At 64.3% G+C, this 22,244-nt stretch carries 16 protein-coding genes and 1 pseudogene; 12 read left to right on the plus strand and 5 right to left on the minus strand.

The features are described 5' to 3' along the window. Positions 1-11: 11 nt before the first annotated feature. The 3 genes from SB764_RS17240 to SB764_RS17250 all read right to left on the minus strand — a co-directional run bounded on the left by SB764_RS17240 (position 12) and on the right by SB764_RS17250 (position 3,033). A complete protein-coding gene (locus SB764_RS17240; protein ID WP_410864146.1) occupies positions 12-587 on the minus strand; it encodes a hypothetical protein in 576 nt (191 codons plus the stop codon). Positions 588-630: 43 nt separating this feature from the next. Further along, complete coding sequence (locus SB764_RS17245) at positions 631-861, minus strand: hypothetical protein (protein WP_410864147.1); 231 nt, start codon at positions 859-861, stop codon at positions 631-633. A gap of 192 nt (positions 862-1,053) precedes the next feature. Continuing rightward, positions 1,054-3,033, minus strand: a complete 1,980-nt coding sequence (locus SB764_RS17250; protein ID WP_336753162.1) for a primary-amine oxidase — start codon at positions 3,031-3,033, stop codon at positions 1,054-1,056. Positions 3,034-3,260: 227 nt separating this feature from the next. On the opposite strand from SB764_RS17250, the gene SB764_RS17255 reads away from it, so the two are divergent. From SB764_RS17255 to SB764_RS17295, 9 genes and pseudogenes are all read left to right on the plus strand, one after another. After that, positions 3,261-4,265: an AraC family transcriptional regulator gene (locus SB764_RS17255; RefSeq protein ID WP_065061141.1), complete on the plus strand. Its 1,005-nt coding sequence runs from the start codon at positions 3,261-3,263 to the stop codon at positions 4,263-4,265. A gap of 334 nt (positions 4,266-4,599) precedes the next feature. Next, positions 4,600-6,057, plus strand: coding sequence for an APC family permease (locus SB764_RS17260; RefSeq protein ID WP_321866121.1), 1,458 nt, complete (start codon positions 4,600-4,602; stop codon positions 6,055-6,057). 177 nt (positions 6,058-6,234) lie between these two features. Further along, positions 6,235-7,449, plus strand: coding sequence for a porin (locus SB764_RS17265; RefSeq protein WP_410864149.1), 1,215 nt, complete (start codon positions 6,235-6,237; stop codon positions 7,447-7,449). A gap of 158 nt (positions 7,450-7,607) precedes the next feature. Continuing rightward, a complete protein-coding gene (locus SB764_RS17270) occupies positions 7,608-8,351 on the plus strand; it encodes a (Fe-S)-binding protein (protein WP_110329310.1) in 744 nt (247 codons plus the stop codon). After that, positions 8,348-9,841 (plus strand): lactate utilization protein B, encoded by a 1,494-nt coding sequence (locus tag SB764_RS17275; protein ID WP_410864151.1) that lies wholly within the window; start codon positions 8,348-8,350, stop codon positions 9,839-9,841. Before SB764_RS17270 ends, SB764_RS17275 begins: the two co-directional genes overlap by 4 nt. Further along, the gene (locus SB764_RS17280; RefSeq protein ID WP_110329308.1) at positions 9,828-10,415 is read left to right on the plus strand and encodes a lactate utilization protein C; all 588 of its coding nucleotides are present in this window, start codon (positions 9,828-9,830) and stop codon (positions 10,413-10,415) included. The genes SB764_RS17275 and SB764_RS17280 overlap by 14 nt, the downstream gene beginning before the upstream one ends. A 70-nt stretch (positions 10,416-10,485) precedes the next feature. Continuing rightward, the gene (locus tag SB764_RS17285; protein ID WP_176080997.1) at positions 10,486-12,753 is read left to right on the plus strand and encodes a cation:proton antiporter; all 2,268 of its coding nucleotides are present in this window, start codon (positions 10,486-10,488) and stop codon (positions 12,751-12,753) included. Continuing rightward, positions 12,750-13,583, plus strand: coding sequence for a hypothetical protein (locus SB764_RS17290; RefSeq protein ID WP_410864154.1), 834 nt, complete (start codon positions 12,750-12,752; stop codon positions 13,581-13,583). Before SB764_RS17285 ends, SB764_RS17290 begins: the two co-directional genes overlap by 4 nt. Positions 13,584-13,688: 105 nt before the next feature. Continuing rightward, positions 13,689-13,922 (plus strand): annotated as a pseudogene (locus SB764_RS17295) (hypothetical protein); the annotation flags it as partial. Between the two features lie 264 nt (positions 13,923-14,186). On the opposite strand, the gene SB764_RS17300 reads toward SB764_RS17295, so the two are convergent. Continuing rightward, the gene (locus SB764_RS17300; protein WP_410864156.1) at positions 14,187-15,650 is read right to left on the minus strand and encodes an NYN domain-containing protein; all 1,464 of its coding nucleotides are present in this window, start codon (positions 15,648-15,650) and stop codon (positions 14,187-14,189) included. A 353-nt stretch (positions 15,651-16,003) separates the two neighbouring features. On the opposite strand from SB764_RS17300, the gene SB764_RS17305 reads away from it, so the two are divergent. Next, positions 16,004-17,299 carry an alkaline phosphatase family protein gene (locus tag SB764_RS17305; protein WP_410864157.1) on the plus strand — a complete coding sequence of 432 codons (1,296 nt, stop codon included), beginning with the start codon at positions 16,004-16,006 and terminating at the stop codon, positions 17,297-17,299. Between the two features lie 4 nt (positions 17,300-17,303). Next, the gene (locus SB764_RS17310; protein ID WP_322007790.1) at positions 17,304-18,647 is read left to right on the plus strand and encodes a cytochrome-c peroxidase; all 1,344 of its coding nucleotides are present in this window, start codon (positions 17,304-17,306) and stop codon (positions 18,645-18,647) included. Between the two features lie 77 nt (positions 18,648-18,724). Here SB764_RS17310 and SB764_RS17315 read toward each other — a convergent pair whose 3' ends face one another. Beyond that, entirely contained in the window at positions 18,725-19,681 is a 957-nt protein-coding gene (locus SB764_RS17315) for an IclR family transcriptional regulator (RefSeq protein WP_410864159.1), read from the minus strand. Between the two features lie 144 nt (positions 19,682-19,825). Here SB764_RS17315 and SB764_RS17320 point away from each other — a divergent pair, with 144 nt between their 5' ends. Beyond that, on the plus strand, positions 19,826-22,189 hold the full coding sequence (locus tag SB764_RS17320) for a cytochrome P450/oxidoreductase (protein ID WP_410864161.1): 2,364 nt from the start codon (positions 19,826-19,828) through the stop codon (positions 22,187-22,189). The last annotated feature ends 55 nt before the right edge of the window (positions 22,190-22,244 follow it).

The following is a 22,244-nucleotide window of genomic DNA, read 5'->3' on the forward strand; positions in this document are numbered from 1 at the left end:
CGATGATGGGTTCAGCGAAGTTCGATTGCGCCGCGCGTGGCGAGCGCGGACGACGCGACGTATTGCGTCCCGGCGACGCGGCGATGGGCGAGTGCATACGCACAGGCGAGATTGAGCGCGCCGCCGAGCAAGTAAAGCGCGTAGAAGCCCTGGCCGAAGCCCCAGGACGTCGTGGCGAGCGCCGCGCCCGCGAGCATGCCGCCGTGATGAACCACGCCCGGACAACCCGCGTGCGCGGCGCGCTGCATGCGTGACGCGCGGATGAGCGCGGGCAGCGTGAGCGCATCGAGCAGCGCGAAGGCGGGCGCGGCGAAAACGGTCCAGGCGGAAAACGCCGCGAGCGTGAGCGCGGCGAGTAATGCGCCGCGCACGACAAAGAGTGCGAGCAGCGTGTGCCGATGATCGGCGCGATCCGCGATCAAACCGAGCAACGCGACGAGGCAGAGCGACATAGCCGCGTGCGAAAACGAGAACGGTCCGGACCCGCAGATCGAAAAGAATTGAAAGCGGGCGAGCACGCCGCTCGACAAACCGGCAAGCAACGCGGCGGCCAGCATGGCTGCGTTGCTGCGCAACGCGCTATTCACCTCGCTGCGTCTAATTTTATGATTGGGAATCCTTGGTAAATTTTTAAATTGAGAGAAATTCACCATCGGAGTAAGCAGTGAAACGCCAAACAAAATCAATATCGCCGCTTGACCGATCGATATGGAATTCGCCTGCGCCGAAGCCGCGCTTATCGCGAGCATCGTTGTCGCGAGCGCGGTGGCGATGGGCGTAATGGACGTAATGGGCGTAATGGACGTAATGGACGTAATGGGCCGCGTTGCGAATCGCCGCGCCAGCATAGCGGGCAAGCACGCCATCGCCGCAAGCGCAAGCCCGCTGGCGGCGAGCGCGCCGGTTTGCGTGCCCGCGCGCATCGCCGTCGCCATCACGCCCGCCGCCAACGCGGCCGCGCCGCCCGTCACGGCGCACCACGCGCGCGCAGCGGCGAACGTGTCGCGAACGTTCATGCCCGGGAGGCGGCGCGCGCGTGGCTGCATGGTCCGCTTACTTCTTGCTGCCGCAGCAGGTGGGGGCGCTGTCCGGCGCGCCGTCCTGCACGCTATGCGGATCGCGTCCGCCTGGCAGATCCATCGCCGGATTGCCGTCGAAGAAGTTATTCGGCTTGAGCATGAATCCCGCGTATTCCACCGGCATCACCGGGAAATCCTCGGGCTTGCAAACGTGCGTATGACCGAAGCTGTGCCACAGCACGATGTCCTCGTTTTCGACGTTGCGATTCGCCTCGATATAACGCGGCAGACCGTCGCCGCCCGCATGCTGATTCGGATAGTCGCCGCTCGCATAGCGTTGCGTGGTGTCGTACGGCGTGACCCATACGTGACGCGTCGCGAAGCCGCCGCGCTGGCGTACCTTCGAGTTCGGATCGGCGAGCATTAGCGGCGAGTCGTTGACGATCAGTTTGTAGCCAGGATTCGCACCCACACGGTTTTTCACGTTCGGATTCACGACTTTCCAGAAGCGGCCGGTCTGACCGTTCGCATTGCGCGCCGCTTCCTGCTCGGTTTTCAGCACGCGCTTCGTGGTGTCGAATACATTGCCGTACGGATTGCCTTCGCCCATCGGACGCGGCACGAATTCATGCTCGGTCACGGCGTTCTTTTCGCCGTCGACCATCATGTGCAGGCGCGCGTTGAAGAAGTGCTGATGCGTCGGGCCGCCGAGATTTTCGGTGACCATGCCGCCCCACGGATACGAGCCGCCGTCGGCAACTGCCGAGGTCTGGATAATGCCCGTGAGTTTGCATTCGAGCTGAATCGTGCCGTCCTGATAGAAGTACCAGTAAAAACCGTAATCGTAATTGCCGACCGTTGCGAAGAACGAAATCACCAGGCGGCGCGAGCGGCGCATTTCGAATACGCCGGTGCGGAATTCATAATGCTTCCAGAGCGTGCCGTAATCTTCTTCGTGCAGACAGACAGCGTTTTTCATCGTGAAGCTATTGCCGAAATCGTCGGCGGACGGAATGTCGAAATAGCGGATCGTGCCCAGACAATCGCAACCGAGTTCGAGCTGATTCGCGAGTTTGCCGAGTCCGTATTCGCCTGCGTCGAACGCGCTTTTCCAGTAGTGATTCGTGGTGGGATCGGAGTAGGGCACGCACATCTCCGTCACGCTCGCGCGATAGATGATGGGGCGCGGCGCATGCTTGCCGTCGTCCCATGTGATCTGATTCAGCACGAGACCTTCGCGCGGCGTGAAGCCCACGCGGAAGCTCCAGTTTTGCCATTTCACCTGCCAGCCGTCGATGGTGAAACTCGGACCTTCGGGCTGGCTGATCGACAGCGGTTTGACCGTGTCGCGCGGCTCGCCGAGACTCGGCGTGTCGTAGTTATGCTTTGCGCGCGGAATTGGAATGATGCGGCCGTCGTCGACGAGTTCGATGACTTTCTGTTCGAGCAGATCGACTACCGCGACCACGCCTTCGATCGGATGCGCATAGCCGTTGTCGCTCACGTGCTCGCGGTAGTAACTCACGCAGCGCACGAGGCGACGGCCGCCTTCGTTGGGGCGATCGAACGCGCCTGCCGAAAACGGGTCCACCTGCACGCGTTCGAGATCGTCTTCGGTGAGGCCGCGCTTGAGCACGGCTGCGCGCCACGCCGGATCTTCCTTAACGATGCGCTCGGCATTGATGAAGTCTTCGATCATCACGGGCGGCTGACCGAACGGCGCGCTTTGCAGTGCGAGCGGCGTGCGCGATTCCACTTTCTTCTCACGCAGATCGACGACGAATTCGATCGTCCGCGCGCGTGTGCGATCGATGGCGATCACAAACGCGCGGCGCGAAAAATAATCGCCTTGCTGCCAGGCCAGCACTTCCGCTTTGGGCGGATCGCGCAATTCGGTCACGGGAAAGCGGCCAAATTCGTCGAGCTGTTCGGCGGCTTTCACGATGTCACAGGCGAGCTGCATTTCGGCGAGGCTCAGCGGGTCGAGCGGATGCGAATTCGAGGTCGTGTTCATAAGCATTTCGTAAGGATGTCGTTGAGCCGGAACAGCGCCGCCTGCAACGCAAGAAACCCTGTATGAAGTGCTGAATGCAGGGTGATTCGAGTGGCGATGCCGTGAGCGATGTCGTGCATCCATCGTAGAAACGCCGTATTTTTTTCGCGCTTGCAGAACGCGCCAAAGGGGCGATAGAGTGCGCCATACGCAGAGCGAACGAAGCTGTCAGGCGAACGGAGCGAGACATGAAAAGAGTGCCGGTGAACAGCGGTTATCCGATGATTCGCGGCGCCGTGATGGGTCCCATCGTGCGCGCGCTCGACGCCGCGGGCGCCAATTGCGACGCGCTGCTCGACGAGTTCGGCTTGAGCCGCCGACAGTTGTCGGACCCTTATGAAATCCTGCCGCTGGGGCGTTATGTCGAGGTGTTCGAACGCGCCGCGCAGGTGCTCGACGAGCCGTGGCTCGGGCTGCGTCTGGGCAACGAATTGCAGCTCACGGAACTCGGTCCGGCCGGGCTCGTGTTCATGTCGTCGCCGACGCTCGGCTCCGCAATCCGTAGATTCACCGATGCGTTGGCCTCATGGCAAAGCGCCACGCTCGTCGACCTCGTGAGCGACAATGAATGGCCGATGTGGAGCTATCGCATCGCGCATGCGAACATCTGGCCGCGTCGTCAGGATGCCGAATACAGCGTGAGCGCGATGTGCCACATGATTCGCCTCGTGCGCGGCGCGCAATGGACGCCGGTCGAGATCCATTTCGAGCACGCCGCGCCCGCCGATATCAAACCCTATATGCGGATTTTCCGCGTGCCGGTGCGTTTTCAGCAGCCTGCGAGCGGTGTGGTCCTGCATCCGCACGATCTCGACGCGCCGCTCAAAAGCGCCGACACCCAGCTTGCGCGCCTGATGGAGCGTCACGCCACCGACCTCATTTCGCGCGATACCGTGCCCCATAATCTCGTCGATCAGGTTCGCGATCTCGTCACGCGACGGCTCGCGCGCGAGAAACTCGTGGTGGCCGATATCGCACGCGACCTCGGACTTTCGAACCGCTCCTTGCAGCGCCATCTCGCGGAGGCGGGCACCTCCGTGCGCGAGATCATTCGCGACGAGCGCCAACGCAGCGTGGCCGTGCTGCGCGATCAGGAAGGCATGACGAACGCAGCGGTCGCGCGCGCCGTTGGTTATGCCGACGCCACCGTGCTCTGGCGCGCCACGCGCAACTGGGCGCGGCCGGAAAAATAGCGACCGTCCGCGAATCGCCGCGCGCTTACAAATAGAAAGCTATACCGGCGCGAGCGGCGTTCGACCGCTCCGTTCATTGATTCGTCATCCGAATCAAATTCGGAATTTTTGCCTCGTTAAGTAAAAACCCGCAGGGGTGTTGGCGCACTTTATCGAAAATTTGGCGCGGAAAGCCAGGTCGCCGGATTTTTTAGCTGCCTACCATGCGCTCCAATCGATTCACGAAATGGCATCGCGAATGCCGTCCGCGAGATTCGATTCCCCGAGCGCCAGGGCACGCGGTTCCCATCGTGTCGAATGGCGAATGACAGTCCAGACACCAGCAGAGGCAACGATGAACGAACCGTTTTCAACCGCCGGCCTCGTCGGCGATGACGCCGCAGACGCCTCGGCGCCGCAGCGCAGCCGCCTCGGCCTGTGGCAGATCGTGTTTCTCGTGATTTCGGCGGCCGCGCCGCTGACCGGCATGCTGGGCGCGGTGCCGCCCGCCATCAGCCTCGGCAACGGCGCGGGCATTCCGGGCGCGTTCGTGATCGCGGGCGTGGTGCTGCTCGTGTTCAGCGTGGGCTTCGCCTCGATGAGCCGCCACATCGTGCGCGCCGGTGCGTTTTACGCCTACATCACGGCGGGTTTCGGGCGACCGCTCGGCATGGCGGGCGCGCTCGTCGCGCTGCTGTCGTACACCTGCATCCAGATCGCGCTCTACGGCCTGTTTGGATTTTTCTGCACGGTGGTACTCGGCCCGATGCTGCATAGCGCGCTGCCGTGGTACGCGTATTCGCTCGCTTGTCTTGCCATCGTGCAGATCACGGGATTGCGCGGCATCGATCTCAACAGCCGCCTGCTCGGCGTGCTGATGTGCCTCGAAATGGGCATTCTGCTCGTGCTCTCGCTCGCCATCGTGACGCATCACGGCGGCCCCGATGGACTCACGCTCGAACCGTTCGCGCCGAAGCACGTTTTCAGCGGTCATATGGGCATTGCGGTGATGTTCGCGCTCGCGTCGTTCATCGGTTTCGAGGCGACGGCCATCTACGGCAAGGAGTGTCGCGATCCGAAAGTCACGGTGCCGCGCGCGACCTATGTGTCGGTGTCGTTGATTCTGGTGTTCTTCGCGTTCGTTACGTGGGCCATCGTGTGCGCATACGGCTTGAAAGACGTGGCCGATGTCGCGACGAAACAGCCTGGCGATTTTTGGTTCATGCAGTCGGCGAAATATCTCGGCGGCACGATGACGACCGCGATGAGCCTGTTGCTGCTCTCCAGTATTTTCGCGAGCCTGCTGTCGTTTCATAACACGATCGTGCGCTACATTCACGCGCTGTCGGTCGAAGGTCTGCTGCCCGCGAAACTCGATCGCCTGCATCCGAAGTACGGTTCGCCGTATCTCGCGAGCTATCTGCAAACGCTCTCGGTGCTGGCGCCGATCGGCATCTTCGTGATGGTGGGCGCGGACCCGTTCAATATCGTCTTTAGCTGCACGTCGGCGTTGGGCACGATCGGCATCGTGATGTTGCAGGCGGTGACGAGTTTCGCGGTGGTCGCGTATTTTCGCGCGACGAAAAAGGACACGCGCTTCTGGCACGCACTCGCGGCGCCGGTGCTGGGCGGCATCGGGCTGCTGTGGATCGGCTTCGTGCTGATCGGCAATCTGGACGCGCTCTCGGGCTCCGATAGCGCCATCGTGCGCGCGTTTCCGTGGATCGTGCTCACGGTCGCCGTGCTCGGCATCGTGCTGGGCTTCGCGCTCAAGCGCGCGCGGCCCGACATCTACGCGCGCTTCGGGCAGTAGCAGGCAGGGCGAGGGCGCGTTCCCCGCGCCTCGCTGAAGGCTTCATTCAGCACGACCTCCAGCAGTCAACTCTGGCAGCAGCTACGCGGGCGGCGCGTGCGAACGACGCGCGCCGTGGCCCGGTCGCGTCCGGCGCATGACGGCCCGCGCGATCTCTCACTTCAAAAAGACAACGACATGGCAGATCTTTTCGTCAAGCGCGCGGCGCTGGCGCTGGCTTCGTGCACCCTCGCGATCGGCGCACACGCGCAATCTTCCGTCACGCTGTACGGCACCGTGGATGCGGGCATCGTCTATTCGACGAACCAGCAAACCACGCACGCCGATGGCAGCACCGACGGCCACTCGAACTGGCAACTGGGCGGCGGCAATCTCGTGCCGTCGCGCTGGGGGCTCACGGGCAGTGAAGACATCGGCGGCGGCACGACGGTGAATTTCACGCTGGAAAACAGCCTGCTTACGCAGAACGGCGCAATGCTGCAAAGCGGCACGCTGTTCAATCGCAATGCGTGGGTGGGCGTCGCGAACGCGAACTACGGCACGCTCACGCTGGGGCGTCAGTACGATCCGTTCTCCGATTACCTGGGTGCGTATGCATCGAGCAATAACTGGGCAACGCTTTACGGTTCGCATTTCGGCGACGTCGATAACCTCAACGAAGCGTTCAATTTCAATAACTCGATCAAATATCTGAGCCCGAATTTCGGCGGCCTGACCGTGGGCGGCTTGTTCAGTCTCGGCGGCATCGCCGGTGACTTCTCGCGCAATCGCGGCTGGTCGCTCGCGGCCAATTACACGCACGGTCCGCTGTCGCTGTCGGTGGGCTATCTGCAATTGCATAATCCCTTGCAGGCGGCATTGGGCGGGGAGAGCGGCTATATCGGCGACTTCAGTTGCGCGAATGCCGACGCCTCGTATTGCGAATTGCAGAATGCGCAGAAGATCGATATCTGGGGCGCGGGCGGTTCGTACGTCGTCGGTCCGGTGACGGTGGCGCTGAGCTATACGCACACGCGGCTGTCGCAAAGTCAGTACTTCGCCAGCGCCGCGCAACCGCAAGGCGCGAATATCTCATTCGATATCGCGGAGTTGAATACGATGTGGCAATACTCGCCTGCGCTGCAATTCGGCTTTGCGTATATTTTCAACGACGCCCATCCGGGCGACAGTTCGTCGACGCGCGTGCATCAGATTAATCTCGGCGCGGTCTACAACCTCTCCAAGCGGACCGCGCTCTATGCGGTGGCGATCGGCCAGAAGTCGTCGGGGGCGGGCATCGGGATTGACGCATCGACTGGCGCATCGCGCAATCTCGCGCAGATTCCGAACCTCGTGAATTCGGACACCGACAAGCAACTCGCGGTGATCGCCGGGATTCGCCACAACTTCTGAGCGAGGGCGCGCGCGGGCGCGCTGCGTTGCACCGCGCAAAAAAAGCGCGGGGCAGGCCGGACAAGCGGGGCAAGCGGGGCGGCGCCTGGCCGCTTCGCGCGCCCGGCGGGCGGATCGGCGCTAAAATGAGCCGGTCCGCTTTCCGCGTGAGCCCTCGCATGAAAGTTGCCCTGTTCATCCCGTGTTTCATCGACGCGTTCTACCCCGAGGTGGGGATCGCCACGCTCGAATTGCTGGAGCGGCTCGGCTGCGAGGTCGACTATCCGCTGGAGCAGACCTGCTGCGGCCAGCCGATGGCCAACAGCGGCGCTCAGGCCGACGCCGCGGGCGCGGAACGCGTGTTCGTGCGCGCCTTCGCGGGCTACGATCATATCGTCGGGCCGTCGGCGAGCTGCGTGAACCACGTGCGCGACCATCTCACCGCTATCGAGCAGACCGACGAAGTGCGCCGCGTGCGCGCCAACACTTACGAGCTGGTCGAATTCCTGCACGACGTGCTCGGCGCACGCGATTTTCCGTGGGCCGAATTCCCCTGGCGTGTGGGCTTGCACAATAGCTGCAGCGCGCTGCGTCATCTGCACGAAGCGTCGATGTCCGAAATCGCCGGCGCGCCGTTTTCGAAACCGCTCGCACTGCTGCAACACATCAAGGGTATCGAGTTCGTGCAGCCTAAACGCCCCGACGAATGCTGCGGTTTTGGCGGCACGTTCGCGGTGACCGAAGAAGCGGTCTCGGTACGCATGGGCCAGGACAAGATCGTCGATCACGTGAGCGCGGGCGCGCAGTACATCGTCTCGGGCGACATGTCGTGCCTCATGCACCAGCAGGGCTGCGCGGAGCGTATGAAGGCCGACGTGCGTTTCATCCACATCGCCCAGGTGCTCAACGGAGCGCGCGCATGAGTACCGGTTCCCCCACGAGGACGAATCCGAATCCGAATCCGAATCCGAGCGTGAGCCCGCTCGAACCGCCGCGTCAAGCCAACGCGAACTCTGGAAAGCGCGTCGAGCACGCGAAACTCGCGGGCTCGTTTCTCGCGCATCCCGAACATGTCGACTTTCACGACAAACGACTCTGGGATCTGCGCACGAAACGCGACGCCCAGGCGCACGCAATTCCCGAATGGGAAACGTTGCGCACGCTCGCTTCGCAGATCAAGGCGCACACGCTTTCGCACCTGGCCGATTATCTCGACCAGTTCACGCGCGTGGCCGAAGCGAATGGCGTAAAAGTCCATTTCGCCGATACGGCGGGCGAGCATAACGAAACGGTCTTCCGCATTCTCAGCGAACGCGGCATTACGGCGCTCGTGAAAAGCAAGTCGATGCTCACCGACGAATGCGAGATGCGCCCTTATCTGGAGCAGCGCGGCATTGCGGTGATGGAAACCGATCTCGGCGAGCGTATCCAGCAACTCGATCAACAGCCGCCGAGCCATATCGTCGTGCCGGCCGTGCACAAATTGCGCGACGACGTGGCCCAGGTCTTCGGCCGTACGATCGGCACCGATCCGCACAACAACGATATTCATTATCTGGCCGAAAGTCAGCGCATGAATACGCGTCCGTGGTTCGTGCGCGATCGCACGGCGGGCATGACGGGCTGCAATTTCGCGGTGGCGGAAACCGGCACGGTGGTGGTGTGCACGAATGAAGGCAACGCCGATCTCTCGGCCAATGTGCCGCCCATTCATATTGTGTCGATGGGCATCGAGAAGTTGATTCCGCGTCTGTCCGATCTCGGTGTGTTTATCCGCATGCTTTCGCGCAGCGCGCTCGGCTCGCCGATCACGCAATACACCTCGCATTTCCGTGCGCCGCGCGAAGGCGCAGAACTGCATTTCGTGCTTGTCGATAATGGCCGCAGCGCGCGGCTCGCGATGCCCGACTTCTGGTATTCGCTCAAATGCATTCGCTGTGGCGCGTGCATGAATACGTGTCCGGTGTATCGGCGCAGCGGCGGGCTGTCTTATGGCAGCACCTACGCGGGACCGATCGGCGCGATCATCAATCCCACCTTCGATCTGAAACGATTCAGCGCGCTGCCGTTCGCGTCCACACTCAACGGCAGTTGCACCAATGTGTGCCCGGTGAAAATCAATATTCACGAACAGATTTATCAATGGCGCGAAGTGATCGCCGCTCAACATGCGGTGCCGTTCGTGAAGCAGGAAGTGCTCAAAATGGCGGGCAAACTGCTCGCGAGCCCGAAGCTCTACCGCACGGCCGTGAGTTCGCTCGATGGCGCGCTGCGACGCCTGCCGAATTTCGTGCTGTATAACCCGCTGAATATCTGGGGACGCCAACGCACGCTGCCGCAGGCGCCATCCACGACGTTTCATGCGTGGTATCGCAAACACCGTGGCAAGGGAGGCGGCGATGGCCAGTCGTGAGACTTTTCTGGCGCGCGTGCGCGCGGCGCAACCGGCCGCCGAACCGCTGCCCGAAGTGCCGGGCTTCGATGCGCCGCCGGGCGATGTGCGCGAGCGTTTCGTCGCAAGTCTGGCGCTGATGGGCGGAAAGACCGCACAAGTTGCATCGGGCGGCGAGGTGCTTGCGCAGATTCAGGCGCGCTTCGGCGCGGACGTGTCCATCGTGTCCAGCGCGCCGGAAGTGCCCGGCACGCGCGCGATCGATGCACATACGCCGCCTGCCTCGCTCGAAGACGTGCAGGTGGGCGTGGTGCGGGCGCGCTTCGGCGTGGCGGAAACGGGTTCGGTGTGGCTGAGCGAGCGCGAATACGGCGTGAACGCGCTCGGCTATCTCGTGCAGCATCTTTATGTGCTGCTCGATCCCGCTGCGGTCGTGGCGGGTTTGCAGGACGCGTATTGGCGCGACGACTTCCGTCACGCGCGTTACGCGGTGCTGGTCACGGGCCCGTCCGCGACCGCCGATATCGAGGGCGTGCTCATTCAGGGCGCGCAAGGGGTGAGATCGCTGACCGTCGTGTGGTTGCCCGCGCCGTGACGGTGCCGCGCGCGCTCGACACGCACGACATCGAGGCGATCTCGCAAGCCGGGCAGTCACGCGAGCGACGATGGTCATCCACATTCTTCTACTGAGCGGTTTTCTGCTGGCGAGTATCGCGCTGGTGCAAGCCGTGAGTCTGCGATTCGCGCTGTCCGAATCCGTGCTGCTCGCGGCGTGGGGTTTCGCGCTGGGCGGCATCTATATGGCGAGCGGCGATCTGTGGCCGCAACTCGCGTCGAGCTTCGTCACGCCCGCGCTCGAGCCGCGCCTGCCGCCCGAAGCCTATCTCTGGATCTTCCTGCCGCTGCTGCTGTTCCAGGCCGCGCTCAGCGTGAACGTGCGCGAGATGCTCGGCGACGCCGCGCCCATCCTGCTGCTCGCGGTCGTCGCCGTGTTCGTGGCGACGGCGATGGTCGGCGGCGGCATCGGCCTCACGGGACTCGGGCCGGTCACCGACGGCCTGTTGCTCGGCGCGATGGTCGCCACCACCGATCCCTCGGCGGTGCTCGCCGTGTTCCGCGAAGTGGGCGCGCCCGCGCGCCTCGTGCGCCTCGTGGAAGGCGAGAGCCTGCTCAACGACGCGGCCGCGATCGCCATCGCGAGCGTGCTGATTGCCGCCATCACCGGTGACGCCGCCGCGGCAACGGCGAGCGCCGCGCTGCGCACGCTCGCCGTCGAACTCGTTGGCGGCCTCGCGGTGGGCGCGCTGGCCGGACGCGCCGTCGCGTATCTGCTGCCGAATCTGGGCGGCGAGGGCAAGGCCGAAATCTCGCTGAGCTTCGCACTGCCGTATCCGCTCTATCTGCTCGCCGATCAGGTGCTGCACGTGTCGGGGGTGGTGGCGGTGGTGGCGGCCGGCCTCGTTATCAGCGGGCTGGGGCGCACGCGTCTGTCGCCGCGTAACTGGGAGCATCTGCAACTGATCTGGGAACAGGTCGCGGCGATGGCGGGCGCGGCGATCTTTTTGCTCGCGGCCATGCAGATTCCCGCCACCTTGAGCGCGGCGCACTGGGGCGATCTGCTCGCGCTCGTGGTGGTCGTGATCGCCGCGTTGCTCGCGCGCCTCGTGGTGGCGTTCGGCATGCTGCCGCTGTTGAGCAAGCTGAAACTCACCGAGCCCGTGAGCGCCGCCTACAAACTCGTGATCGCATGGGGCGGATTGCGCGGCGCGGTCACGCTGGTGCTCGCACTCGGCCTCGCGCAGAACGAGGCGCTGCCGGAAAGCACGCGCCGCTTCGTGGCGATCCTCGCGACCGGCTTCGTGCTGGTGAGCCTGATCGTCAACGGCTCGTCGCTGAAACTGCTGATCAAGCGGCTCAAACTCGATCTGCTCTCGCCGCAAGAGACCGCATTGCAGCAGCAAGCGGTGCAGCTTTCGTCGATCCGCGTCTCCGAGGAAGTGCATGCGGCGGCCCGCACGTTCCGCATTTCCGATGTGATCGCCGACGAAGCGTGCAGCACGTTCCGCCGCAGCATCGACCTCTGCACGACGGCTTTCGATATCGAAGTGGCGTTGTCCGAGCGCGAGCGTCTGGCGATCGGGCTCGTCACGCTGGCGTCGAAAGAGCGCGATCTGATTCCGCGCTATGGCAGCGGCATCATCACGGTCCGCAATCTGGATGCGATGATGCAGAACACCGACGCCATGATCGAGGAGTCGCGCGTGTCGGGCCGCATCGGCTATCAGCGCGCGGCAGCACGCATTCTCGAAGATACGCCGGGCCTGCGTCTCGCGCGTTTCGTCGCGCGCTGGGTGCATATCACGCAGCCCTACTCGGATGCGCTCGCGGACCGTTTCGAACTCTTGATGTGCCGGCGCGTCGTGCTGCACGAGTTGTACGCGTTCTCGGAAACGAGCCTGACGCCGCTGCTCGGCGCGCGGCTCGCGAAGCTGCTGGGCACCATACTGAAGGGGCGCATCGAAGCGGTGGAGCGTGGGCTCGATGAAGTGCGCGCCTGCTTTGGACATGGCGCCGACGTGCTGGAGCGCCGCATGATGTTGCTGTACGCGCTGCGCGAAGGCCGCGCGCGCGTGGTGGCGATGTACGAGGACCGCTCGATCTCGAAGGAGATCTACGATTCGATTCGCCGCGAGCTGGACGTGGCGTGGAAGCTCGCGGTGCCGCGCGCGCATCCGGGCGTGCTGCTGCCTTCGGAGGCGGCGCTCGCGCACGAGGACGCCACGCCGATTTCGATCGACGAAGCCGATGCGTCGCGCGACGCGGCGGCGGCACGCAGCGAGTCCGTCGAGCAGGCGCCGCGCGAGGAAAGCGCGCATGAAGGCACGAATGAAAGCGCGCATGAAAGCGCCCCCGAACAGCGAGCCGCGCCATGACCGAACTCGGCTACGCGGCGCTCGTCTTCGTGCTGCTGCTTGGCGGCACCGGCCTGGGGCTGTTGCTCAAGCCTCTGCTGCCCGAGGAACATCGCAAGCACGAGACCGTGCAGCTCGTGCAACTCGTTGTCGGCATGCTCGTGACGTTCGCGGCGCTGGTGCTGAGCCTGCTCACCGCATCGGCGAAAACGAGCTACGACACCGCCACCGACGACATGCGCGCTTACGCGGCGGACCTGATCCAGCTCGACTCGCGGCTGCGCGACTATGGCGAAGGCGCCGACGCCACGCGCCACGCGCTGCGTGTCTACACGGCGGCGGCGATCGCCTCGACGTGGCCGCAGGAGGGCGCGCCGCCGGGCGATTATTATCCGCGCGTCCAGGGCGCGCGCGACGGCGAGCTGGAAAGCACGCAACTCGGCGCGATGCTCAACACGGTCGGTCATCAGATTGCGTTGTTCGATCCGCACGACCGCTATCAGGCGGCGCTCGCGACACGTCTGGGCGACCTGTTCGCGCGCGTGCGCGATACGCGCTGGCGACTGATCGAGGAGGCGCACGGCACGATCTCACGGCCGTTCTTCGCCATGCTCACGCTCTGGCTCATGCTGATCTTTCTGAGCTTCGGACTGGTCGCGCCACATAACTCGCTGGCCGCCGTGATGATCGTGCTGGGTGCGGTGTCGATCTCGTCGTCGGTGTATGTGATCGTCGATCTCGATACGCCGTTCACGGGGCAGATCATTATCGCCAGCGATGCCATGCGCGACGCGCTCCGGCACATGAACGTGCCGCGCGATCCCGGCGTGCTGCTGCCGCGTGCGCAGTAACGTCCCTGGTAACGCGCGCAGCGACGTGCGGCATTGCGCTAGACTCGCGCATCGCATCGGATCGATGTGATCGGGAAACCGGCAAACAGGAACAGGAGTTCACCGATGCTGCGCAAGACACTCAACGCATCGCGATTGCAGGACGAGGTGAAGCGCCGCCTTCAGCGCTTGCAGGAAGTGGTGGAGGACGGCGTGAAGATCGTCGTGCCGCGTCCGCAAATTCAGGCCGTCGACCGCACGGGCTGCAACTGGACGATGAAGCACTTCGGCAATGCGGCGGGCTTTGAAGCGAGCATCGCGGGCGTGCTCGCGCAGGTGCAGAAAGCGTACAACCTCGCGGAAGGCGACGAAGCAGCGGACGCCACCGAAGGGGAGGAAACGCCGCGCCGTGCAGCGGCCGATCCGTTCGGCGGCGCGGGCGCATCGAATGCACCCGTCAATCCGTTCGGCGACACGACGCGCGCCGCGAAGGCGAATCCGTTTGGCGATGCCACGCCCGCGAAGTCGGGCGGCGATCCGTTCGGCGCGCCGCCGGCTCCCGATGACGAAGCGAACGAGCCGCCGCGCAAGCGCCCGGCGAACCCGTTCGGCGACTGAGGCCGCCTAGCTTTCCGGCGTGGCCGTCTTGCGCGGACTGCGCGGGCGCGCCGGGGTTTTCTTCGGCGCCTTCTTGCTGGGCGCCGCGGCTTGCGCAGACGCGGATTCGGCCGGCTCGGCCGCTGATTCCGGCGCGACATCGTGCGTAACGTCGTGCACGGCCTCGGCGGTTTCTACAGCCTCAACAGCAGGCTTCGCGGCCTTCTTGCGCGCCGTGCTCTTGCGCGAAGCGGTCTTGCGGGCGCGACGGGGCGCTTCGGGCTCGGCTGCGGCCTGAGCTTGCGGCGCGTCAGCCGTATCGACGTCGAAAGGCGGCACTTCGAACAGCGGCATCGCCGCGTCGTGACGGCGCGTGTCGGCGAACAGGTCGCCGTGCTGCGTGTCGGCTTCGAACACCTGCACGTCTTCGCGCTCGCTCGCTTCGAATGCCACCGCGGCGTCGTTCGATTCATTCGCGTGATTCGACTCGCGCGCCTCGTCGCCCTGAGCCTGCGCGTTGCGGCCATTGCGGCGACCCTTGCGGCGCGAGCGCGATTCGTCGTTGCGCGGTGCGGGCGTTTCCTCGGCAGCGAGCGTCGTAGCGGCCGTGGTGGCGCTCGTGGACGCCGCAGGCGTGCCCGCCACCGCCGGCGGGCTCGTGCGCGTCACGTAGGTGCCGGACTTCTCGTCGCGGCCCACTTCGAGCAGGCCGCGCGCCTGCGCTTCCTCCAGCAGATTGCCGAACGCGCGGAAGCCGTAGCGCGCCTCGTTGAAGTCCGGACGGCGGCGCTTGATCGCGCTCTTGAGCACCGAGGCCCAGATCTTGCCGCTGTCGCCGCGCTCGTAACCGAGCGCATCGAGCGTTTCCACGGTGAGCGCGATGGCCTTGGCCTTGCGCTCCTCGCCGCGCTCCTCGGCGCTCTCCGGCTTTGCCTGACGCTCGTCGCCGCCCTGGCGCTTCGCGTTCGCGCCGCCGTCGCGGCCCTTGCCGCGCGACTGCTGTTCGCGCACGAGTTCGCGCACCAGATCGTCGTAAAAAATGAATTCGTCGCAATTGGCGACCAGCAGGTCGGACGTGGAGTGCCGCACGCCCACGCCAATCACTTTCTTCGCGTTCTCCCGCAGCTTCGAGACGAGCGGCGAGAAGTCGGAGTCGCCGCTCACGATCACGAACGTGTCGACGTGCGATTTCGTATAGCAGAGATCGAGCGCGTCCACGACGAGGCGGATATCGGCGGAATTCTTGCCCGACTGGCGCACGTGCGGGATTTCGATCAGCTCGAAACTCGCTTCGTGCATCGAGGCCTTGAAGCCCTTGTAGCGTTCCCAGTCGCAATAGGCCTTCTTCACGACGATGCTGCCCTTGAGCAGCAGGCGCTCGAGCACCGGCTTGATATCGAAGCGGTCGATCTTCGCGTCGCGCACGCCGAGCGCGACGTTCTCGAAGTCGCAGAACACCGCCATGCTGACGTTTTCCTGAGGGGAGGCCATGTGATTCGTTTGTTCCATCTACGGTACGAACGTACATGATAGCCCCTCGCGGCCAGGCGGGCTGAAAACCGGCAACCGGCCACCCGCGATCAAGACGATTTCGATCTCGATCGCCCGCCGATCCGCGCTCGACGAAACCCCTCGCAGTTCATATGTGAAACGCCGCGCGCGCGATGGAGTCCGTTGCGCGCGCAAGCATGCTGCGTTTCTGTGGTTTTTGCACGAACGTGCCTGAAAGGCTGGTTTTTTCATGGTTTGGTCACACACGCTACCTAAGCTTGCGCGGCCCATTCACTCAGCGTCGGATGGGTACCAAAAAAATCGATAACGACTCGACACAACAGAGGACTCCCATGGCTGTTTGCTTCAAGGGCAAATTCGGCGCGTTTTGCGCGACCGTCTTCGCCGCGCTATTCGTTGCGCTTTTCGTGAGCGCGTGTGGCTCGTCGGTGAATTCCACCGTCGCGGGCACGACCCAGCAGATTCGTCACGTGTTCGTGATCACGCTCGAAAACGAGAACTACACGACGACGTTCAGCTCGACCACCAAGGCGCCGTATCTGGCGAATACGCTGACTTCGCAGGGCGCGCTCGTGCAGCAGTATTACGGTACGGGCCACGTCAGCCTCGACAACTATATTTCGATGATCAGCGGTCAGTCGCCGACGCTGCAGACCGATAACGACTGCACTACCTACGAGGACTTCAGCCTCACGGGCATGACCTCGGACGGTCAGGCTATCGGCACGGGCTGCGTGTATCCGGCCAGCGTGAAGACCATCGCCGACCAGCTCACGGCCGCGAACCTCACGTGGAAAGGCTACGAAGGCGACATGGGCAACGACCCGGCGCGCGAGGCGGCGACCTGCGGCCACCCGACGCTGAACACCACCGACCTGACGAACACCCAGGAAGCGCCGAACGCCACGACGCCGCTGGGCGACTCGTACGCGACGCGTCACAACCCGTTCATGTATTTCCACTCGATCATCGACTCGCCGGACTGCGAGAAGAACGTGGTGAATCTGGACAACCTGACGACCGACCTCAAGACGGTCGCGACCACGGCGAACTTCAACCTGATCACGCCGAGCACCTGTGACGACGGCCACGACTCGCCGTGCGCGAACGGCGCGACGGGCGGTCTCGTGTCCGCCGATGCGTTCCTGCAAAAGTGGGTGCCCATCATCATGGCGTCGCCGGCGTATCAGCAGGACGGTCTGCTGATCATCAACTTCGACGAAAGCAGCTATGCCTCGGTGAGCATGCCGAGTTCGAGCGAGGTGGACTTCACCTTCGCGGGCGACACCTGCTGCAGCCAGCAGGAAGGCCCGAATCTCGGCACCTTCCCGCAGTCGGCGACGATGGGCACGGTGCCCGCCGCGTACCTGACGAAGCTCGGCATGACCGTGCCGTCCGGCGTGACCGGCAACATCAATCTCGTGCTCACGAAGACGAGCTACGGCGGCGACCGCACGGGCGCCGTCATGCTCTCGAAGTTCATCAAGCCGGGTACGGTGTCGACGGTGCAGTACAACCATTATTCGATGCTCAAGAGCATCGAGGACATCTTCGGTCTGACCCACCTTGGTTATGCGGGGCAGTCGGGGCTGGTCGGTTTCGGCAAGGACATCTTCACGAGCCTCTAAGCCGATGACCGTTTTCCACGCACGTCAGGCGGCGCGTCGCGCCGTCGCGACTGCGCTGGCCGCCGGCGCAACCGCGCTGGCGGCTTTGGCCGCATCGGGTATCGGTGCGGCGCATGCGCAGTCTTCGTCACCCGGTTCGCCCGCGCAATCCCAGCCCGCGCTCAGCGACGTTGCCTCGCTCGGCAAGCTCATCTTCAACGACCCGTCGCTGTCCGCGTCGGGCCGCATGTCGTGCGCGAGCTGCCACAGTCCCGCGCATGCCTACGGTCCGCCCAACGGCCTCGCCGCGCAACCCGGCGGCGCCGATCTGCATGCGCAGGGCACGCGCGCGGTGCCCACGCTCGGCTACGTGCTCAACCGCACGCCGGTGTGGACGCACGTGCAGGCCGCGAGCGTCTTCGAGCGTCTGACCGATGCCGACAGCCCGCCCGCCGGCGGCTTCGCGTGGGACGGCCGCTACAACACGCTGCACGATCAGGCGCTGTTCCCGCTGTTCAATCCGAACGAGATGGCCAATCGCGATAGCGCGCAAGTGGCCGCGAAGCTGGAGCGCGCGCCGTACGCCGCGCGGTTCAAGCAACTGTTCGGCGAGACGATTTTCGTCTCGAAGGATGCGGCCGTGCATCAGGCGATGCAGGCGGTCGAGCGCTTCGAACTCGAAGAGCCGGGCTTCCATTCGTACACCAGCAAGTTCGACGCGGTGCTCGACCGCAAAGCCGAATTCACCGCGAGCGAAATGCGCGGCAAGAAGCTGTTCGACGATCCGAACGGCGGCAATTGCGCGTCGTGCCATATCGATCAGGTCGGCGCGAACGGCGCGCATCCGCTCTTCACCGATTACCAGTTCGAAGCGCTTGGCGTGCCGCGTAATCCGGAACTGCGCGCGAACCGCGATCCGAAGTATTTCGACAAAGGTTTGTGCGGCCCGGTGCGCACCGACGTGTCGAGCAACAAGAATTACTGCGGTCTGTTTAAAACGCCCACGCTGCGCAACGTCGCCACGCGCGAGGTGTTTTTCCATAACGGGCGTTTTCATACGCTGCGCGACGCACTGCGTTTCTACGTGGAACGCGATACGAATCCGGAGAAGTGGTATCCGAAGGATCGCCACGGCCATGTCGTGAAGTTCGACGATCTGCCTGCCGCGGAGCGCGTGAATGTCGATACTGTCGATGAGCCGTTGACGCGCAAGCCGGGCGGCAAGCCCGCCTGGAATGCGCGCGATATCGACGATGTGATTGCGTTCCTCAAAACGCTCGACGACGGTTACCTGCCGACCAATCCGCCTACGGCGGGCGCGAGATTCGTGAAGATCAGCACGACGAGCGCGCCAATCAAACGGCAATGAAGCGGCAATGAAGCGGCAATAAAATTCGCGGCGCGCGTAATTAAAAGAGCGCGCCGCGATTTAATCAAACAACGGTTTTAAACTGCGGGCGCACTATACCCGAGCAACGCGCTCGCGGCGGCCGCTTCGTCGCGCAGCGCGCGTCCGATCGGACCATCGGGCGTGGCGTCGAAGCCGCCCGTCGCGCCGAGCGCCGTGAGCACCGCGCAGAGCTTGCCGGTGTGATCGAACAGCGGTGCCGATACCGCGCTGATCCCCTTGAGATTCGTATCCTTCACGCTCGCGCAGCGCGCGCGTTGCACGGCGCTGCGCAGCGCGCCGATCGGATCGCGCGCGTCGAATTGCGCGAGCTGGCCGAGCAGATCGGCGTCGGCGTGCGCGAGTTCTTCCTGCGCCTGTGCGAGCACGCGCGTATCGTCGAGCAGGCCCAGAAACACGCGTCCCGTCGACGACCAGAGCAGCGACATCACCGAGCCCACACGCACGTTCACCGTGACGGGCAGGCCCGGTTCCTCGAAGCGGATGATCGTCGGCCCCTTGTTGCCCATCACCGCGACGAACGACGTCACTTCGAGCGATTCGCGCAGCCGCACGAGTGCAGGCTCGGCGATGCGCACGGGATCGGCCTGACGCATCGCGGCCACGCCGATCATCATCGCCTCGGGGCCGAGTTGATATTGCTGCGTGGCGCTGTCCTGCGCGACCAGTCCTTCTTCGATCAGACTCACCAGATAGCGATGCACCTTCGCGGGACTTTCGCTCACGAAGGCGGCGAGTCCCGAGAGACTCGCGCGGCCGCCGAGGCGCGCGAGACCCTTGAGCACGGCCATGCCGGTCTGCGCGGACTGCACGCGCTGGCGGCGCTCGCGAGTCACCGGCGTGACGGGCGCGTCGGCGTTTTCAGGGGCGGATGAGGCGGGCGCGGCGCGTGACGATTTGCGTCGTGCGGCGGCGGGCGCGGCATGCCTGGCGTTCGTGGCGTTCGTGGCGGTCGTGGCGGAAGCCGCGGGCGTGGACGTTGCGGTTTTTTTCATACGGCGATTCTAGTGTCAGGGCCGCTCCGCGCGGATGACGGCGTGGGCCGAGGTTAACCCCTATCTCACAATTACGCAATGCGTACTAGAGTTACGCAAAATGAAATCGACGTAACGTCGACGCACCCAGCAGGAGGCAGGACGATGAGCGAGACACCTTCACAAACGTCCGGGCGATGCCCGTTTCCCCACGCCGCGCAGGCGGTCCCGAATACGCAGGACGCCGCGCGCTGTCCGATGCATGCGAATCATGCGGTGAGCACCCACGCCGCCGCATTCGACCCTTTCAGCGACGGCTATCAGCAGGACCCGCCCGAATACGTGCGCTGGGCGCGCGAGCAGGAGCCGGTGTTCTACAGCCCGCAACTCGGCTATTGGGTCGTCACGCGCTACGACGACATCAAGGCGATCTTCCGCGACAACCTCACGTTCTCGCCGTCCATCGCGCTCGAAAAGATCACGCCCACAGGGCCGGAAGCGAATGCAGTGCTGGCGTCGTATGGCTACGCGATGAACCGCACGCTCGTGAACGAGGACGAACCGGCGCACATGCCGCGTCGCCGCGCGCTGATGGAGCCGTTCACGCCCGAGCATCTGAAGCATCACGAGCCGATGGTGCGCCGTCTCACGCGCGAGTACGTCGATCGTTTCATCGACTCGGGCCGCGCCGATCTCGTCGATCAGATGCTCTGGGAAGTGCCGCTCACGGTGGCGCTGCATTTTCTCGGCGTGCCCGAGGAGGACATGGATCTGCTGCGCCAGTATTCGATCGCGCATACGGTCAATACGTGGGGACGTCCGCGTCCCGAGGAGCAGGTCGCGGTCGCGCACGCGGTGGGCAACTTCTGGCAGTTCGCGGGCAAGGTGCTCGACAAGATGCGCCAGCAGCCCGACGGTCCCGGCTGGATGCAATACGGCATTCGCAAACAGCAGGAACAGCCGGACGTCGTCACCGACTCGTATCTGCATTCGATGATGATGGCGGGTATCGTGGCCGCCCACGAAACCACCGCGAACGCCACGGCCAATGCGATGAAGCTGCTGTTGCAGCATCCGCGCGCGTGGCGCGAGATCTGCGAGGACCCGAGCCTGATTCCGAACGCGGTGGAGGAGTGTTTGCGCCACAACGGTTCGGTGGCTGCGTGGCGTCGGCTCGTCACGAAAGACGTGCGGATTGGCGGCATCGAGATTGCGGCGGGCGCGAAGTTGTTGATCGTGACGTCGTCGGCGAATCACGACGAACGTCATTTCGCCGACGCCGATCTGTTCGATATTCGCCGCGACAACGCCAGCGATCACGTGACCTTCGGCTATGGCTCGCATCAGTGCATGGGCAAGAATCTCGCGCGCATGGAGATGCAGATTTTCCTCGAGGAGTTCACGCGCCGCCTGCCGCATATGCGGCTCGCCGAGCAGCAATTCTCTTATGTGCCGAACACGTCGTTCCGGGGTCCGGAGCATGTCTGGGTCGAGTGGGACGCGACGCAGAATCCCGAACGCGCGAACCGCGCGCTGCTGGACGCCGAGGTGCCGGTGCGTATCGGCGAGCCGTCGGCGCATGCGTTGAGCCGCCCGGTGGTGGTCGAGCGCGTGGAGCGCGTGGCGCAGGACATCGTGCGCCTGCGTCTGGTCGCGCCCGATGGCGGCGTGCTGCCGCGCTGGGCGCCGGGCGCGCATATCGACGTCGAATGCGGCGAGAGCGGCGTCTCGCGTCAGTACTCGCTGTGCGGCGATCCGGCCGACACGCACGCGTTCGAGATCGCGGTGCTGCGCGAAACTGAAAGTCGCGGCGGTTCCGTGTGGGTGCACGACACGCTGCGCGAAGGCATGCGTCTGAAGATTCGCGGCCCGCGCAATCATTTCCGGCTCGATGAAGAAGGACGCCGCGCGATTTTCATCGCGGGCGGCATCGGCATCACGCCGGTCAGTGCGATGGCGCGCCGCGCGCGCGAACTCGGCATCGACTACGAACTGCATTACAGCGGCCGTGCGCGCGCAAATATGGCGCTGATCGACGAACTCACGCAGTTGCATGGCGAGCGGCTTTGCGTGCATGTGTCGGAGGAAGGCACGCGCAACGACTTCGGCGCGCTGCGCGTGGATGCGCTGACGCGCGTCTATGCGTGCGGTCCGGCGCGCATGCTGGAAGCGCTCGAAGCCGCGAGCGCGGCGTGGCCCGAAGACGCGTTGCGCGTGGAGCATTTCGCGGCGAGCGTGGGCAAGCTCGATCCGGCTGACGAACATGCCTTCGAGGTCGAACTCAAGGATTCGGGACTCGTGCTGCCGGTCGCCGCCGATCAGACCGTGCTGGACGCACTGCGCCGCGCGAATATCGACGTGCAGAGCGACTGCGAAGAAGGCCTGTGCGGATCGTGCGAAGTGCGCGTGCTGGCGGGCGAGATCGATCATCGCGATGTCGTGCTTACGCGCGCCGAACGCGACACGCAGACACGCATGATGGCTTGCTGTTCGCGTGCGAAAGGACAGCGCATCGTGCTCGAACTCTAGCGTCGCCCAAGACTGCCGCGCGAGCGAGACCGCATCAAGACACCATCAAGACTAA

The organism is Paraburkholderia sp. SIMBA_027, from assembly GCF_046535315.1.
Lineage (GTDB): Bacteria > Pseudomonadota > Gammaproteobacteria > Burkholderiales > Burkholderiaceae > Paraburkholderia > Paraburkholderia tropica.